The sequence below is a fragment of the Priestia sp. BR_2 genome, assembly GCF_041954005.1.
Lineage (GTDB): Bacteria > Bacillota > Bacilli > Paenibacillales > Paenibacillaceae > Paenibacillus_AQ > Paenibacillus_AQ lautus_A.
In genome coordinates this window covers 362,441-379,545 of the sequence record NZ_JAVFHM010000338.1, presented here as the reverse complement: position 1 = coordinate 379,545, position 17,105 = coordinate 362,441, and the positions used below count along the sequence as shown (strand labels likewise).

Below are 17,105 nucleotides of genomic sequence, written 5' to 3'. Positions count from 1 at the left end.
TGCGGATATAAGGGTTCATCCATAAGCCCGACAAATTTTGATAAATTGACTGGGTTTTATGACATCGCTATAATAGGAATATTGAGTAAAAAGGGGGAACAAGGGACGGCATGAAGAGAATTATCAGTTTCGTCGGAACCGTGCTCGTGATCACTATTTTAATGGCCGTTACAACTCCAGGCTTGCTGAAAGACGTCCGTCTAGGTTTGGATCTAAAGGGTGGATTCGAAATCCTTTATGAAGCAGAACCGTTGATGGAAGGGCAGCAGGTTACCAAAGAAGCGCTGCAGGAAACCGCAAAGAGCTTGCAAAAGCGTGCGGATGCGATGGGAACATCGGAGCCTGAGGTTACGCCGGAAGGGGCGAACCGGATTCGCTTGAAGGTGGCGGGCGTAACGGATGAGGCCGAAGTTCGAAAAACAATGAAAGAACCTGCGAACCTCACATTCCGAAGCAATGACGGCTGTAAAGAAGGCGAGGAGTTCTGTAAAATAGAGCTCCGCGGCGACGATTTCGTCGAGAACGGCGCATCGGTAGCCTATGACCAGCTTAATCAGCCTATGATAGATATTAAAGTGAAGGACAAAGGGAAGTTTGCTGAAATTACAGAACGCCTTCTCGGTCAAGAGCTGGCTATCTTCATGGACGACCAATTGCTGTCAGCTCCAACGGTACGAGCCGTATTAACGGACGGTACCGCGCAAATTACAGGGAACTACTCGCTGGATGAAGCGAAGCAGATCCGGGATACGATCAATCTCGGCGCCCTGCCGCTGAAGCTGGTCGAGAAATATTCGCAGAGCGTAGGGGCTACGCTTGGCATGCAATCTCTTACAAAAACTTTAGAAGCCGGTCTGATCGCTTCCGTCGCGATTTTGCTGTTCATGATTATCCGATATCGCGTACCGGGCTTGCTGGCAAGTTTCGCACTTATTTTGCACACATGGCTGCTGATCCTTATTTTCGTATGGGCTGACTTTACGTTGACGCTTCCAGGCATTGCGGCATTTATATTAGGTATTGGTATGGCGGTGGATGCCAACATTATCACCTATGAACGCATTCGGGAAGAGATCAAGACAGGCAAAAGCGTGCCATCTGCAGTGAAATCAGGCGGTAAATCCTCCCTGCGCGCCATTATGGACTCCAACTTGACGACGATTCTCGTTGCCGCTGTCATGTTCGGATTCGGTACCGGTGCGGTAAAAGGTTTTGCCCTTGTATTGATTTTGGAGATCATCGTTAGTATTGCCACGAACGTTTATTTCTCCCGTTTCCTGCTCAATCTGCTTGTGAATATCGGTTGGGCCCGCAAACCGAGCCATTATGGCGTAAAGGAGCGTGACATTCGTGAGCTTTAAGAACTTCGATTTCGTAGGCAAAAGCAGAATTTTCTACGTACTATCCATTGTAATTACGATTTTGGGCTTAGTTTTTCTCCTGACTCGCGGTCTTAACTACGGAGTTGATTTCCAATCCGGCTCGAACGTGGACATTTCACTCTCCAAACCGTTGACTACGGAGCAAATCAATACCGTATTAGAGGATGCCGGAATCGGGGAGGATGCGAGCGTTACTCCGGGTAATGACCGCGTCAACATCCGATTCAGCGAGGTGCTGACCGAGGATCAGGATCAGAAGCTTCGTTCCGGCATCGAGAAGCTGGACGAGAAGGCAACCTTCGAAATTAATACGGTTGATCCCGAGATGGCCAAAGAGCTGGGACGAAACGCAATTTATGCCGTATTGATTTCCTGTATCGGGATTATCATTTATGTCAGCATCCGCTTTGAATGGCGATTTGCGATTGCAGCGATCGTAGCGCTCCTGCATGATGCCTTCGTTGTCATCAGTATCTTCTCCATCCTTGGATTAGAGGTGGACCTGACATTCATCATCGCCGTCCTGACCATCATTGGTTATTCGATCAACGATACCATCGTTATCTTTGACCGGATCCGGGAAAACCTGCGGTTTGCGAAGATTAAGAGGGTCTCGGATCTCAAGGATCTGGTTAACAAAAGTTTGTCGCAGACGATCGGGCGCTCGATCTATACGGCCTTGTCCGTATTCATCGCTGCATTCTTCATGCTCCTCTTGGGCGGCGAATCGATCCAGATGTTCTCGCTGGCCATTTGTATCGGTTTGGCATTCGGCGCGTACTCTTCGATCTTTATCGCAAGTCCGTTGTGGCTCCTTCTTAAAGGCCGCAACGTGAGCAATAAGCCGAATTCGCCGAAGCCAAGCAAAGATAAAATCGAAATTTAATTAAACCGCTGAAGGGCGTTTGCAGTCCAGATATCAGAAGATCCTATACAAGTGAAAGCCGCGTCGCAGGCGACGCGGCTTTCTAAAGTTAGCAGCAGGCAGCATGACGAGTACAGGATCGACAGTGACATTGAGGGGGGCCTCAAGTGAGCAATGAACGCTTGAATCATACGGAGACTGTCCTATGGACAGGCATTGTAACGGATTTGGCATTAGCCTTGTGCAAAGGGATAGCCGGTTACTTATCCGGCAGCAAGGCTCTCATCGGAGATGCCCTGCATTCTGCGGCGAATGCCGTAACTTTATTGGTGGACCGGTTGCCAAGCCTTGGCATATTCGGCACGAAAAGTCCGATGCGGGACAAACGGAACGTTTCGAGTACGACGGAGCCCGTCATATCGATCTTATTTGCCGTGTTATTGATCATGGGCGGCATTCAAATTGCGGTATCCGCGATCCAGACCATGGCATCGGATAACCTCGAGCCGCCGGCCACATCGGCGCTCCTTGCAATTTTCATATCGATGGCGGTGAACGAAGCGGTATTCCAATATCAAAGCTGGCAGATGAAAAGACTGCATGATCCCCGGTACGAAATGCTGTCGGCTGATCATCGGTTTGCCTTATATTCATCGCTAACGGTATTGATCGGCGTGTCGCTATCCATGGCAGGCTCCTATTTTGAATGGTCGCCTCTATTCTACATGGATTCCATAGCGGCTCTTATCGTGGCTTGTCTCGTGGTCCGGAAAGGATATATACTCATCGTTCATTCCGTTTACGGCACGCTTGCGGAGGAGAAACGCCATGAACACGAAGCCGAGTTCATGGATACGATTCAGCGGGTTCACGGCGTGATCACGATCGAGGAGCTGAAGGTTCAAGAATACGGACAGATTCGCCACGTGAACATCGAAGTGAAAATCACCGTGAATCCGAGAACGTCCGTATTGGAAGCTCAGGAAATTGCCGAGCGAATCCGGAAGCTGTTGACCCATCGATTTATTCAGGTTACGGATGCCAAGGTTCACGTTGTGCCTTATGAACCCGGGTACCCGTATAAATCGAACTATGACTTGATGGACAACGATATGCCGACACTGCCGCAATAAGGGCGGAGCTTTTAAGACAGCAGGAAATAGGCAGGAAAAGGAAGGTGAATCCCTGTGCTGTATTCCAAATATGAATGGAGAATACGAGAGGCAGCGTCAACGATCACCGAACGGCTGGCCCATGATTTGTCGCTGCCACCCATCGTGGCTTCACTCATGGCGTCCCGGGGGATACAATCAGCCGAGGATGGCCGGGAATTTTTATATGGAACGTTTGAGCTGACGCACGACCCTTATCTCATGCAGGGAATGCGGGAGGCCGTGCCGCGCATCCGCAAAGCGCTGGAGGATCGGGAGCATATTCTGATCTACGGCGATTATGACGCGGACGGGGTTTCCAGCACGTCATTGATGATTCATCTGATGCGTTATTTGGGAGCATCTTATGATATTTATATCCCTCACCGATCCAATGAAGGTTATGGCTTACATAATCATGCGCTGGATTGGGCCCATCAGCAAGGGGTCAGTCTGGTGATTACCGTAGATACCGGGATTAGTGCGGTCGAGCAAATCGCGTATGCCAACAGCCTTGGCATCGACGTCATCGTCACCGACCATCATGAACCGCCTGAGGTGCTGCCTGAGGCATATGCATTGATCAATCCGAAGATCCCGACATGCCCGTATCCCTTTAAGGGGCTGGCCGGCGTAGGCGTGGCTTACAAATTGGCACAGGCTCTCGTGGGTGACCCGCCGGAGGAATGGCTCCAGATCGTTTCGATCGGAACGATCGCTGACTTGATGCCGCTCACGGGGGAGAATCGGGTGCTTGTGAAGCACGGCATCGAATCGATGCGAAAAACGCGGTATGAAGGCATCCGCAGCTTGCTTGAGGTATCGGGAATTCATGTAGAGCAGGTGACGGCCGTTAACGTGGCCTTCTCCATGGCACCACGGATTAACGCCAGCGGCCGCTTGGACCATGCAGGCCGTGCCGTTACGCTGCTTACAACGGAGCACAGGGAAGAGGCAGAGCGCCTTGCTTGGGAGCTGGACGGACTGAACAAGGATCGGCAGCAAGTGGTCGAAAACATCGTCCAGGAAGCGCTGGGGATGGTTCAAGACCGCTGGAGAGGGCAGGAGATCCCGCCTGTAATCGTACTGGCGGGCGAGGGCTGGAATGTCGGCGTGGTCGGCATCGTGGCTTCCAAAATCCTGGAGCGCTTTTACCGCCCCGTTGTAATTCTCGGGATTGATCCCGAAACGGGAAACTGTAAAGGCTCTGCCCGTTCGATTCCGGGATTCGATATCTATGCGGCTTTGCTTTCTTGCAAAGACGTCATGGACCACTTTGGCGGCCATCCTTCCGCAGCCGGCATGAGCCTCCATCGAGACCGTTTGGCGGCATTCGAACAGGGACTTCATCGATATGCGGAGGATGCGCTCGAAGCAGAGCATCTGATTGCCGTTTGCGAAGCGGACCTGGAAGCCAGTTTGTCGGAGGTATCCGTACCCATTCTGGAACAGATGGAACAGTTAGGCCCGTTCGGCATGGCGAATGCCGTACCGAAGATCGTTTTTCGGGACGTTGTCATCAAGGACGTCCGCAAGATCGGCAAAGAAGGGAAACATCTGAAGCTTCGTTTGCAGCAAAAGCGGGAGGTTATCGATGCGATCTCATTCGGCTGGGGCCATCTTGCCGATATTCTGCCGGTGGGTTCGGTTGTGGATGTGCTTGGCGAGCTTTCCGTCAATGAATGGAACGGGAGCCGTAAAGTGCAGCTCATGATTCAGGATATCTGCGCCCCTTATCAGCAGGTGTTTGATTACCGCGGGATCAAAGAACCGATCCGGGAGATCCAGAGGTGGAGAGCTGAACTGGAGCCGCATCTGCGGTGCCCGGCTGTCCGTTCCGCGGTGGTGTACGCAAAAGATTCACATCCGGAAATAAAAAGTCAATTGTATGATATGTGCCTTTGGGTATATGATAGGAATGCTGGCATCGTGCCGGATAATGAAATCGCCGCGAGCGGCAGTCAAGAAGACATTTCCGTTTTGTTCGTACTGGATGTACCGGAGACGGCTGAGCAGCTCGCTGCATTCATGTCAGCCTTCCATTCCGTTCCCAATATATTTATGTTACATCCGACCCGGAACCTGCGCGAACGGCTGCAAATTCCGGACCGGGAACAGTTTAAGAAGCTGTACGTATCAATCGCTGGACTGACGTCCGCTCCCATGCCGGAAAAAGAGGTCGTAGCACGTCTACAGAAGCAGACTTCGTTGTCATCGCGCATGCTGGTCAAAGTACTGGATGTCTTTGAAGAATTGGCATTCATTCAGCGTGACCAGGGACAAATTACCTTTGTACCGAAGCCGGAGAAAAAACCGCTCGACGCATCCCGTCACTTCCGGGAATTAAGCGACTTGGCGGATATGGAGCAGCATCTGCTGCATGCCGGCACCGAACAGTTAACCCAGTGGATGACGTCCCGTACAAAAGGCGTATCTTAACCGCAACTATACAGGAGGAGATTATTTTGGATTTTAAAGATTATATTCGTGTCATTCCCGATTTTCCGCAAGCGGGGATCAGCTTCAAGGATATTACCACACTGCTGAAGAATGGTGAGGTATATCGCAAAGCCATCGAGGAACTGAAGGTCTTGGTTTCCGATCTCAAAATTGATGTGATAGCTGGTCCCGAAGCCCGTGGATTTGTCGTGGGTGCTCCGCTGGCTTACGCGCTTGGCGTGGGATTCGCGCCCATTCGCAAAAGCGGCAAGCTGCCTTACGAAACGATTGAAGTGGGATATGACCTCGAATACGGTAAAGATCGCTTGGCGATGCATACCGATGCAATCGAGAAAGGGCAAAATGTATTGATTGCGGATGATCTTCTTGCAACAGGCGGTACGATTGCGACTTCGGTTAACCTCATCCGTCAATTGGGCGGGAACGTTGTTGGCGCTGCTTTCATGATCGAGCTGACGGATTTGAACGGCCGCTCGAAGCTGGATGACATCGATGTATTTACGTTGATGCAGTACGAGTAAACGACACTATTCTTCCTGATTTTCCCGGGAAATAATAAAATGCCCTGAGCAATCAGCTCAGGGCATTTTTCTGTTTTGCAATAAAGTTGTCGGTTCAATCCGGCGTTTTTTCCACGAGCGGCTCATCATTCTTTTCATTGGAAAGCCCGGTAATTTCGAAGAATTTGAAGAGGAGAGCCATTAGGACACCTACGATGGTGGCCAATGCCATACCCTTCAGTTCGACCGTGCCAATCTTCAAGGTTACGCCGCTGATTCCTGTTACCAGTACGATTGTAGCCAAGATCATGTTGCTTGCTTTGGAGAAATCCACCTTCTGCTCCACGAAGATCCGAAGGCCGGAAGCTGCGATAACCCCGAACAGCAAGAGAGACACGCCGCCCATAACCGGTGTTGGAATGTTCGCTACAACGGCGGAAAATGTTCCTGAGAAGGAAAGAATAATGGCAATAATGGCGGCGCCTCCGATGACAAACACGGAATACACCTTCGTCAAAGCCATGACCCCGATATTTTCACCGTACGTTGTATTCGGCGTGGAACCAACGAATCCGGACAAGATGGTGGAAATACCGTTGCCGAGCAGGGAGCGGTGAAGGCCAGGATCCTTGGAAAGGTCTTTGCCCACGATATTGCTGGTGACCAGCAGGTGGCCGATGTGCTCTACGATAACTACGATCGCAACCGGTATGATGCTCCAGATCGCCCCGCTATCAAAAACCGGGGTTGTCAACTCCGGACCCGACAGGAACTTCGCGTTTGCGATTTTCTCCGTGTCCACGACCCCAAGCGCGAAGGAAAGCGCATAACCGACAACGATTCCGATCAGGATGTGAATGATTTTGGCGAAGCCTCGGAACAGGACGGACCCGAACACCGTAACTCCGAGGGTAACGAGCGAGATGGTAATGATTTTAGGATCGATGGATTGCCCTTCTTCCGGCAAAAATCCAGCCATGCCTGCGGCAACCGGAACAAGCTCAAGCCCGATCATCGCAATGATGGCACCCATAACCGCAGGCGGGAAGACGAAGTCGATCCATTTGGTTCCCGCATATTTAACGATGAGCGCCACAAGACAGAAAATGATCCCCGTCACGATAAAGGCTCCCAAGGCTTTGCCGTAGTTGGCTTCCGGGTCGCCTTCCAGTACGATCAGCACCGGGGCGATAAAGGCGAAGCTGGAGCCGAGGTACGCCGGAATCTTTCCTTTACATAAAAAAATGTAGAGCAGCGTGCCGATACCGTTCATCAGCAGGATCATGCCGGGATCCACGCCGAACATGTTCGGTACAAGCACCGTGCTTCCGAACATGGCGAACAAATGCTGCAGGCTCAGAAGGAACCCGGGACCAAACGGAAGCTTCTCATCTACTTGAATTTCACGTTGCAAACCATTTCACTCCTCTATAGGACTTTAAATATAGGACCGTTCGCGTACGATCTTTAATAGATTAAATACAATCGTTCGTTTTTTCAACAATAATTTTTACAGTTCGTCAAAATATTCAATTCATGTCATGTTTTGATGTCCCCGTGCAGGAAAAGGGCATACTATAAGTGACCGAACGCTCCACATGTTGACGTATAACGCCGCAAGCGTCATAATGATAGGAAAACAATCACGAGGGAACCTGCACGTTTTGACAAGGGCGGGTTCCATTTTATATAGAAAGGGAAGAGAAGGACTCCAAAATGGGCATAGAGCGATTACTCGAAAAGGCCAGCGCCTATATAAAAGAACCCGATCTTCTCCGCATCCAGGAAGCTTATGAATTTGCGGAGCAAGCCCACCACGGACAAGTGCGGAAATCGGGAGAACCTTATATTCTTCATCCGCTTGCGGTTGCAGACATCGTGGTGAACATGCAGATGGACACATTGTCCATTATTGCTGCATTGCTTCACGATGTCGTTGAGGATACAACCGTATCGCTCGAGCAGATCCGCGAGCGTTTCGGGGATACCTGCGCAATGCTGGTGGATGGTTTAACGAAGTTGGAACGCATCCAATTCCGATCCAAAGAAGAGCAGCAAAACGAAAATTATCGCAAGATGTTTATCGCCATGGCACGGGATATCCGCGTAATCGTCATCAAGCTGGCGGACCGGCTTCATAATATGCGTACTCTTAAGTACCAGTCCGAGGAGAGCCAGCGCCGCATTTCCTATGAAACCTTGGAAATCTTTTGTCCGATAGCCCATCGTCTCGGTATTTCCGCGATCAAGTGGGAGATGGAGGACATTGCGCTTCGTTACTTGAATCCGCAGCAGTATTACCGCATTGCGAATTTGATGCACAAGAAGCGTGCGGAGCGGGAGCAGTACATCGACAACGTCATCGTCTGCATCCGCGAGAAGCTTGACGAGATGGGCATTCAAGCCGATTTGTCGGGCAGACCCAAGCATATCTACAGCGTGTTCAAGAAAATGACGGTGAAGAACAAGCAGTTCAACGAAATTTACGATCTCCTTGCAATCCGCATTATTGTGGACAATATCAAGGATTGTTATGCCACGCTCGGCATCATCCACACCCTGTGGAAGCCGATGCCTGGCCGCTTCAAAGATTATATCGCCATGCCAAAAACGAATATGTACCAGTCCCTCCACACGACGGTGGTAGGGCCTAACGGGGAGCCGACGGAGGTTCAGATCCGCACCTGGGAGATGCATCGAACGGCGGAGTTCGGTATCGCGGCACACTGGGCGTATAAAGAAGGCTCAGCAGGCAACGGGGGCAGCTTCGACAACAAGATGACGTTTTTCCGCGAGATATTGGAGCTGCAGCATGAAACGAAGGATGCGTCGGAATTTGTAGAATCTTTGAAAATGGACTTTTTCTCGGATTTGGTGTTTGTGTTTACGCCAAAAGGCGAGGTGATCGAGCTGCCTTCCGGCTCCGTTCCCCTCGATTTTGCCTACCGAATTCATACCGAAGTAGGAAACCGCACCATTGGTGCCAAGGTCAACGGAAGAATCGTTCCGCTGGATCATCAGCTCAAAACCGGCGATATCGTGGAAATTTTGACGTCGAAGCATTCCTACGGTCCAAGCCAGGACTGGCTGAAGATTGCCCAATCCTCGCATGCCCGAAGTAAAATCAAGCAGTGGTTCAAGAAAGAGAAGCGCGAAGAGAACGTCGAGAAGGGCCGCGAGATGCTGGAGCGCGAAATCAAGCGCCTCGGTCTTGACGTGTCCGAGTGGACGACGGACGATAAATTAATGGAAGCGGCCAAGAAATTCGCTTTTAATGATATCGAGGATATGCTATCGGCGGTCGGCTTCGGCGGTATCACTGCCGCGCAGATCTGTACGAAGGTGACCGAGAAGCTGCGCAAGGAGCAGGAGGAAGCCAACCAGCTTGAATTAACCTCCGAGATGAAGGAAATCAAGCCGGCCGAGAAGCGCAGCCGCCCGACCAACGGCGTCCGCGTCAAAGGGATTGATAACCTGCTCGTGCGTTTCGCAAGATGCTGCAACCCCGTACCCGGCGACGATATTGTAGGCTATGTAACCCGCGGCCGCGGCGTATCGGTCCATCGTTCGGATTGCGCGAATCTGCCGACAACGGATGAGGGCGAGGATGCGGCACGCGTGATTGAGGTGGAATGGGAAACGGCCGTCGAAGCGAATTACAGCGTCGATATTGAAGTGACGGGACACGATCGCAACGGATTGCTGAACGAAGTCCTTCAGGCCGTCTCCGAGAGCAAGACGAACATTTCCGCCGTCACGGGGCGATCCGACAAGAACAAAATGGCCATGATCCACATGACCATCCTGATTCGCAATACGGATCATCTCCAATCCGTAGTGGAACGAATCAAGCGGGTGAAGGATGTGTATACCGTTCATCGGATCATGCAGTGACGGCACGATGCGCTAAGGGAATGGTCCCGGGGTTCATGACGATCCCGGAGGATAATACGAATGCGGTCTGTTATCCTGAGGGAGACAGGCCGTTTTATTTTTTGAAGATGAAGGAGCTGAACCGATGAGAGTGGTCATTCAACGATGCAAGAATGCGCAAGTCGCAGTGGATAATGAAATCGTCGGCAAGATTGAAGCGGGATTGATGGTGCTGGTCGGCGTGACGCATGAGGATGAAGAGAAGGATGCCAAATACCTTGCGGAAAAGGTAGCGGGGCTGCGGATTTTTGAGGATGAGGACGGAAAAATGAATTTCAGCGTCCAGGACGTGGGCGGAGCGATTCTGTCGGTGTCCCAATTTACCCTCTATGGAGACATCCGCAAAGGAAAGCGGCCGAACTTTATGGCTGCCGCAAAACCGGATGAAGCGAATGCATTGTACGAGTCGTTTAACCGCGAGCTTTCGGCGAAGGGATTGCAGGTGGAGACCGGGGTGTTCGGAGCGATGATGGACGTGTCGTTGACCAACTGGGGACCGGTGACGCTAATTATCGACAGCCGATCCTAACCTGCGTGGAAAGGATAGCAGCATGCATCATATCGGAGAGATGGGGCATCCTGAGTGAATAATCGAAGGTTGTTATTCGCAAATAAAGGAGCCGTACGATATGCGTCAATCCCCCAAATTTTCGATATGGAGCAGTTTGCCTGCGACGGTCGGGACCGGAGGCGTCAGGGAAGCAGCCAGCACGGAACGGATGGTTTCGGCGCCGGAAGAATCTGCACAGCTCATCAGCATCAAGGGAAATATGCGGAAGCAGCTGCCCCGATCGTAGATTCAGCACAGCGTCGCGTGTCATAAATGCGGATTTATATAAGCGGAGCCTGAGATGATCTCAGGCTCTTTTTGGCGTTCGCCGATCATCGCCATACTCAAAGCCTCCTTCAGACAATGTCTGTTGCAGCCAAGCTCCGTTCATGGGCCTTTTTCGTGAATTCCGCTGTTATAAAAAAGAGATTCCAGGGTAATAACAAATCGAGGACATTTCAGGAAGGAGACATGCCAGATGAGTAAAGTAGCATTTCTACTAGCCGACCAATTCGAAGATTCCGAGATGAAAACTCCTTACGATGCCGTGAAGGAAGCGGGGCATCAGGCTGATATCATTGGATTGAAACAAGGACAAGAGGTAAAGGGCAAACAGGGCAAGGCTTCCTACACAACCGATAAAGCCATTGCGGACGTCAACATAAACGATTATGATGCGGTGGTTATTCCAGGCGGTTCTTCTCCGGAAAACTTGCGTCTGGATTCCCATATATTGCAGTTTGTTGCAGCGGCGGACAAGGCAGGCAAACCGATTGCCTCGATATGCCACGGGCCGCAAATTTTGGCAAGCGCCGACCTGCTGAAGGGACGCACGATCACTTCCTATCCTCCGCTTCAGGATGATATGGTAAACGCCGGCGCCAACTTTAAGGATGAGGAAGTCGTCGTGGATCGGAATTTCATTACGTCCCGGACTCCGAAAGACGAGCCGGCCTTCGTGCGCGAGCTGTTAAAAGCGCTGTAGGCGCTAAATTAGCTTTATGGTTGTCCATGTAATACCGATCTTTCAAACACGCGGGTTGAAAAAAAGGAGGAATGGACATGTCTAGACAAATTCAAGCTTATTTCAGGACGGAAGACGACGCTGAAGGCGCAAGGACGAGGCTGCTGACGTACAACACGGAACAGCTGGAAGTAGGACAGCTTCAGGATTCGGTCCGAAGCGGAGGGAATATCCTCGTGCCGCTGGTGCCATGGGGCAATGCCGGCACGGGCGGAGCTACCGCAGGGGCTACAACGATGGGGGCTCCCGGCGGCGTAGTCGGGGCTCCCGGGGTGATTGTGGGCGCAAGGGATACCAGCCGCGACATCGCCCAGGATCGGCCGGACAGCGATGATCTGCCCGGCGACGGATGGCGGGAAGCGGACGTGACCGACGGGGATTATGACGATCTCAGATATACCCTGTCCGTTAAGGTAAGGGACGAGGACTATGATCAGATCGTGCATGATTTGCGGGCGAATAACGCTTATGTGGAGCGATTTGATTAATGTCTGATTAGCAAATAGACGCGGAAGGCGATGAGTTACTAAGAAGGGCTTATCCGCCCGAAACGCAAAAAAGGGCTGTTCCTTTGGTGGAGCGGCCCTTTTCAACTCTATGACATAAAAGCGCTTTCTCGCTTGTAATATAACTGTAATGTTTGTTCAATCTTTCTTTAATATTCCCTGTTTATAATAACAGCATGACCCCCTTTTTTATATAATATATGTTTTGGACCTACAACAGTGGTTTGTAGGTCTTTTTCTTTTTTCGGGAAATTTCTACAAAGTTTCTTGACTTTAGTGCGGCGGTTCATTAGAATCTAAAAATATAATGTTTTGGGTATACTATATTTATGAATAACGGATTTCATGACGGGAACAAGTACTCCATCCCCACAAGACCAGAGAAGAATCCCTTGGCTGTAAGGATTCGCTTGATGAGTGGACGAATGACCTCCCCGAGAACAGACGGCGAAGCAAGCACCGGTTAACCGGTGGGATAGACAGTAGCCGAACTGCGCGGCCGGGCGTTATACGGATGAAGCGGATGGTTGAACACATGTTAGGATGTGTCGCCGCCGGAATGTGGGTGGTACCACGGGTGATAAATTAAACATCTCTCGTCCCTGTTGTCTTAGGACAGCGGGACGGGAGATTTTTTGGTTTCACGGCTTGTTGAGAAATGACTCCCTAGGAGTTTTTCCATAGTTAAACAGATCTAGCAAGGGACATGTTCAAAAGGTGAGTATGTCATAGGACGCGGAGGGATGAAGATGGCAAACGAGAAATTCGAGAAGCCGACAGGCACGCAGGACATCCTGCCAGGAGCCGTCGAGAAATGGCAGTTTATCGAGGAAAAGGCACGGGATCTATGCCGGAGGTACAACTACCGCGAAATTCGCACACCGATCTTCGAACAGACCGAATTGTTCGAACGCGGGGTCGGCGAAACGACGGATATCGTAGAGAAGGAAATGTACACGTTCAAGGACAAAGGGGATCGCAGCATGACTCTTCGTCCGGAAGGGACGGCAGGCGTCGTTCGGGCTTACGTGCAAAACAAGCTGTATGGAGAGCCCGATGTCACGAAGCTGTACTATATGGGGCCCATGTTCCGCTATGAGCGGCCGCAGGCGGGGCGATACCGCCAGTTCCACCAGTTCGGCGTTGAGGTGTTCGGCACCGCGGATCCGGCTATCGATGCCGAGGTCATTGCGCTGGGGTACAGCTTCTACAAGGAACTTGGACTGAACGGGGTAAAAGCAGAGATTAACTCCGTGGGAACGCCCGAGGTAAGGGCAGCTTACCGCAGCGCGCTGCTTGCTTTCCTGGAACCGATGAAAGACAGCCTTTGCTCGGACTGCCAGTCGCGCATGGAACGCAACCCGCTTCGCGTGCTGGATTGCAAGAAGGACCAAGGAAAGTTCGGTGATGCGCCTTCGATCCTGGACAGCCTGGACGAGGAGTGCAGCACGCATTTCGAGAAAGTCAAAGGGTACCTGGACGCCATGGGCATCGAGTATGAGATCAATCCAAGACTGGTTCGGGGATTGGACTATTACACGCATACCGCCTTCGAATTCAAGGCCCAGGGCATCGGCGCGATTGATACGGTAGGCGGGGGCGGACGCTTCAACGGTCTCGTCGGCCAGATCGGCGGACCGGATCAGCCGGGCATCGGGTTCGGCATCGGCCTTGAGCGTATCCAATTGATTCTGGAGCATCAAGGCGTCAATCTCTCGGCCTCGAAGCCTTTGGATGTCTATCTGGTGGCGCTGGGTGAAGCCGCCGAGCGGGAATTGGCGAAATTGATCTACGAACTCCGCAGCAATGGCGTGTCCGCGGAACGCGATTATCTCGGCCGGAAAATGAAAGCCCAGATGAAATCGGCCGATCGTCTGCAAGCCCGTTATACCGCCATTCTGGGCGACGACGAGCTGGTGCGGGGCGAAATCGCATTGAAGTCGATGGAGACCGGCGAGCAGCGAACCGTGAGGCTGGATAGCCTGGTACAGGAATTTGTTTAATCGCCGCAAAGCGGCTTAATTATACTAAAGGGGAATGATAACCGATGAAAAGGACGCATCATTGCGGTCACCTGACAACCGCGAACATTGGAGAAACTGTAACACTGAACGGATGGGTACAAACCCGCCGCGACTTGGGCGGCGTGCTGTTCATCGATCTTCGCGATCGCAGCGGCATCATGCAAATCGTATTTAACCCGGATTTCTCCGGCGAGGCTTTGGCCGTTGCCGATAAAGTCCGCAGCGAATTCGTGGTGGCCGTATCCGGGAAAGTCGTAAAGCGCGATCCGGAAACGTTCAACCCGAACCTGCCGACAGGCGAAATCGAAGTACAAGTAACCAGCATCGAAGTGCTGAACGCAGCCAAAACGCCTCCGTTCTTTATCGAAGACGGCGTGGAAGTGGATGAGCAGCTCCGCCTGAAGTATCGTTATCTGGACCTTCGCCGTCCGGAGATGCAAAAAACGCTGATGCTGCGCTCCAAAGCATCGAAAGTATTCCGCGACTTCCTCGATGATGAGGGCTTCGTGGATGTGGAGACGCCAATTCTGACCAAGAGCTCGCCGGAAGGCGCGCGCGACTATCTCGTGCCGAGCCGCGTACACGCAGGCGAATTCTTTGCGCTTCCGCAATCCCCGCAAATCTACAAGCAGCTCCTTATGGTGAGCGGGCTTGAGCGTTACTACCAAATTGCGCGCTGCTTCCGTGACGAAGACTTGCGGGCCGACCGTCAGCCGGAGTTTACCCAGGTCGACATCGAGACATCCTTCATGGATCGGGAAGACCTGATGAACATGATGGAGCAGCTGATGGTGAAGCTGTTCAAGGAAACCATCGGCGTTGAGCTGGCGACGCCGTTCCAGCGTATCAGTTATGCCGACGCCATGGGCAAATACGGCTCCGATAAGCCGGATCTCCGCTTCGGCATGGAACTGATCGAAATGAACGACATCGTTGCAAGCAGCGGCGTCAAAGTATTCTCTTCCGTCATTGAAAAAGGCGGCGAAGTGAAGTGTTTGAACGCTAAAGGCTGCGGCACCTGGACCCGTAAGGAAATTGACGATCTGGGACCGTATGCAGCCCGTTACGGAGCGAAGGGGCTTGCCTGGATTCAAGTGAAAGAGGGCGAATTCAAAGGGCCAATCGTGAAATTCTTCAGCGAGCAGGAGATTGAAGCGGTAAGAGAACGCACGGGAGCCGAAGACGGAGACTTGCTGCTGTTCTCCGCCGACAACAAAAAAGTGGTTGCCGACGTGCTTGGCGCGCTCCGTTTGAAAATCGGACGCCAGCTTGGCCTGATCAACGACAACGAATACAAGTTTGCTTGGGTGCTGGACTTCCCGTTGTTCAGCTATGACGAAGAGGCGAAGCGCTATGTGGCCGAGCATCATCCGTTCACCCGTCCAAAAGACGAGGATCTGGAATTGATGGATACGGATCCGCTTGCCGTACGCGCCGAGGCTTACGACATCGTTCTGAACGGATACGAAGTAGGCGGCGGTTCCATGCGGATTTACAAACGCGAGATCCAAGAGAAAATGTTTGCGGCTCTTGGCATGTCGCCGGAAGTGGCGCACGACAAATTCGGCTATCTTATGGACGCCTTTGAGTACGGCACGCCTCCGCACGGCGGAATCGCCTTCGGGTTGGACCGTTTGGTCATGCTGCTTGCCGGACGCACCAATCTGCGTGAAACGATTGCGTTCCCGAAAACGGCAAGCGCAACGGATCTGTTGATGGACGCTCCTTCCCAGGTGGACGGAGGACAGCTGGAGCAGCTGCATATCAAACTCGCCAAGAAGCCGGGCGACGAGAAAAAATAAGCCTGTTGTTCTTGATAAAGGAGGTTGCTTGAATTATGCTGCACCAATTTTCCCGAACGGAATTAGCCATCGGTCCCGAAGGCCTTGAAGTGATGAAGAACAGCACCGTGGCGGTGCTCGGTATCGGCGGCGTGGGTTCCATTGCGGTGGAGGCCCTCGCCCGAACCGGAGTCGGCCGCATCATTCTCATCGACAAAGACGTGGTGGACATCACGAACATCAATCGGCAGATCCACGCGTTAACGACGACGGTGGGTCAGAAGAAAGCGGATTTGATGGTCGATCGGGTCAAACTGATCAATCCGGAATGTGAAGCGATCGCCCTGAACATGTTCTACACCGAAGAAACGTATGAAGAGCTGTTTAAGTACGAGCTGGATTATGTGATCGATGCCTCGGATACGATTATTTATAAAGTGCATTTAATCAAGGAGTGCCTGCGTCGCGGCATTCCGATCATCTCCAGCATGGGCGCGGCCAACAAAATGGACCCGACGAAGTTCCAGGTGGCCGACATCTCCAAAACCTCCATGGACCCGATTGCCCGAATCGTGCGCACCAAGCTGCGCAAGGACGGCATTAAGAAAGGGGTCAAGGTCGTGTTCTCTCTGGAAGAGCCGATGAAACCCCGCCAGGACGTGACGGAGAAAATCGTGCCCGAGAATGCTCCGGAAATCCGGAAGGCGAAGCAGCCGCCGGCAAGCAATGCATTCGTGCCGCCTGTAGCGGGACTGATCATGGTCAGCGTGACGGTGAAAGAGCTGCTCGAAAAAGGCGGCGTCTCGTTGTAACGGGGTGTCCGGCCACATTTAAACTCGGATCAAGAAAACGATAGACAAAAGGAAGGCAGAAAGGAAGAACAGCCTTTCGGCAAAATTGAGCGTGGTTAATCAAACGCAGTGTCCAGC

At 52.0% G+C, this 17,105-nt stretch carries 14 protein-coding genes; 13 read left to right on the top strand and 1 reads right to left on the bottom strand.

The window, feature by feature from the left end; translation table 11 throughout:
• Nucleotides 1-110 precede the first annotated feature (110 nt).
• The 5 genes from secD to RB298_RS30875 all read left to right on the top strand — a co-directional run bounded on the left by secD (nt 111) and on the right by RB298_RS30875 (nt 6,379).
• Complete coding sequence (gene secD / locus RB298_RS30895) at nt 111-1,361, top strand: protein translocase subunit SecD (RefSeq protein WP_009592810.1); 1,251 nt, start codon at nt 111-113, stop codon at nt 1,359-1,361.
• Nucleotides 1,351-2,268, top strand: a complete 918-nt coding sequence (secF, locus tag RB298_RS30890) for a protein translocase subunit SecF (RefSeq protein WP_049788676.1) — start codon at nt 1,351-1,353, stop codon at nt 2,266-2,268. Before secD ends, secF begins: the two co-directional genes overlap by 11 nt.
• A 146-nt stretch (nt 2,269-2,414) precedes the next feature.
• On the top strand, nt 2,415-3,380 hold the full coding sequence (locus RB298_RS30885; protein ID WP_015734042.1) for a cation diffusion facilitator family transporter: 966 nt from the start codon (nt 2,415-2,417) through the stop codon (nt 3,378-3,380).
• A gap of 54 nt (nt 3,381-3,434) precedes the next feature.
• The gene (gene recJ / locus RB298_RS30880; RefSeq protein WP_375121107.1) at nt 3,435-5,837 is read left to right on the top strand and encodes a single-stranded-DNA-specific exonuclease RecJ; all 2,403 of its coding nucleotides are present in this window, start codon (nt 3,435-3,437) and stop codon (nt 5,835-5,837) included.
• Between the two features lie 26 nt (nt 5,838-5,863).
• Entirely contained in the window at nt 5,864-6,379 is a 516-nt protein-coding gene (locus RB298_RS30875; protein ID WP_009592753.1) for an adenine phosphoribosyltransferase, read from the top strand.
• A gap of 94 nt (nt 6,380-6,473) precedes the next feature.
• Here the strand turns inward: RB298_RS30875 and uraA are convergent, their stop codons facing one another.
• Nucleotides 6,474-7,772 carry a uracil permease gene (gene uraA, locus RB298_RS30870; RefSeq protein ID WP_486050141.1) on the bottom strand — a complete coding sequence of 433 codons (1,299 nt, stop codon included), beginning with the start codon at nt 7,770-7,772 and terminating at the stop codon, nt 6,474-6,476.
• Between the two features lie 302 nt (nt 7,773-8,074).
• Here uraA and RB298_RS30865 point away from each other — a divergent pair, with 302 nt between their 5' ends.
• The 8 genes from RB298_RS30865 to RB298_RS30830 all read left to right on the top strand — a co-directional run bounded on the left by RB298_RS30865 (nt 8,075) and on the right by RB298_RS30830 (nt 16,988).
• Nucleotides 8,075-10,252 carry a RelA/SpoT family protein gene (locus RB298_RS30865; protein ID WP_009592739.1) on the top strand — a complete coding sequence of 726 codons (2,178 nt, stop codon included), beginning with the start codon at nt 8,075-8,077 and terminating at the stop codon, nt 10,250-10,252.
• A 124-nt stretch (nt 10,253-10,376) separates the two neighbouring features.
• On the top strand, nt 10,377-10,820 hold the full coding sequence (gene dtd / locus RB298_RS30860) for a D-aminoacyl-tRNA deacylase (protein ID WP_486050139.1): 444 nt from the start codon (nt 10,377-10,379) through the stop codon (nt 10,818-10,820).
• 100 nt (nt 10,821-10,920) lie between these two features.
• Entirely contained in the window at nt 10,921-11,088 is a 168-nt protein-coding gene (locus tag RB298_RS30855) for a hypothetical protein (protein ID WP_009592793.1), read from the top strand.
• Between the two features lie 231 nt (nt 11,089-11,319).
• The gene (locus tag RB298_RS30850; protein ID WP_009592768.1) at nt 11,320-11,826 is read left to right on the top strand and encodes a type 1 glutamine amidotransferase domain-containing protein; all 507 of its coding nucleotides are present in this window, start codon (nt 11,320-11,322) and stop codon (nt 11,824-11,826) included.
• Nucleotides 11,827-11,903: 77 nt separating this feature from the next.
• A complete protein-coding gene (locus RB298_RS30845) occupies nt 11,904-12,353 on the top strand; it encodes a hypothetical protein (protein WP_009592790.1) in 450 nt (149 codons plus the stop codon).
• Nucleotides 12,354-13,120: 767 nt separating this feature from the next.
• Nucleotides 13,121-14,374, top strand: coding sequence for a histidine--tRNA ligase (gene hisS, locus RB298_RS30840; RefSeq protein WP_192569309.1), 1,254 nt, complete (start codon nt 13,121-13,123; stop codon nt 14,372-14,374).
• Between the two features lie 44 nt (nt 14,375-14,418).
• On the top strand, nt 14,419-16,197 hold the full coding sequence (aspS, locus tag RB298_RS30835; RefSeq protein WP_486050136.1) for an aspartate--tRNA ligase: 1,779 nt from the start codon (nt 14,419-14,421) through the stop codon (nt 16,195-16,197).
• 35 nt (nt 16,198-16,232) lie between these two features.
• Nucleotides 16,233-16,988 (top strand): tRNA threonylcarbamoyladenosine dehydratase, encoded by a 756-nt coding sequence (locus tag RB298_RS30830; protein WP_009592791.1) that lies wholly within the window; start codon nt 16,233-16,235, stop codon nt 16,986-16,988.
• Nucleotides 16,989-17,105: the final 117 nt, after the last annotated feature.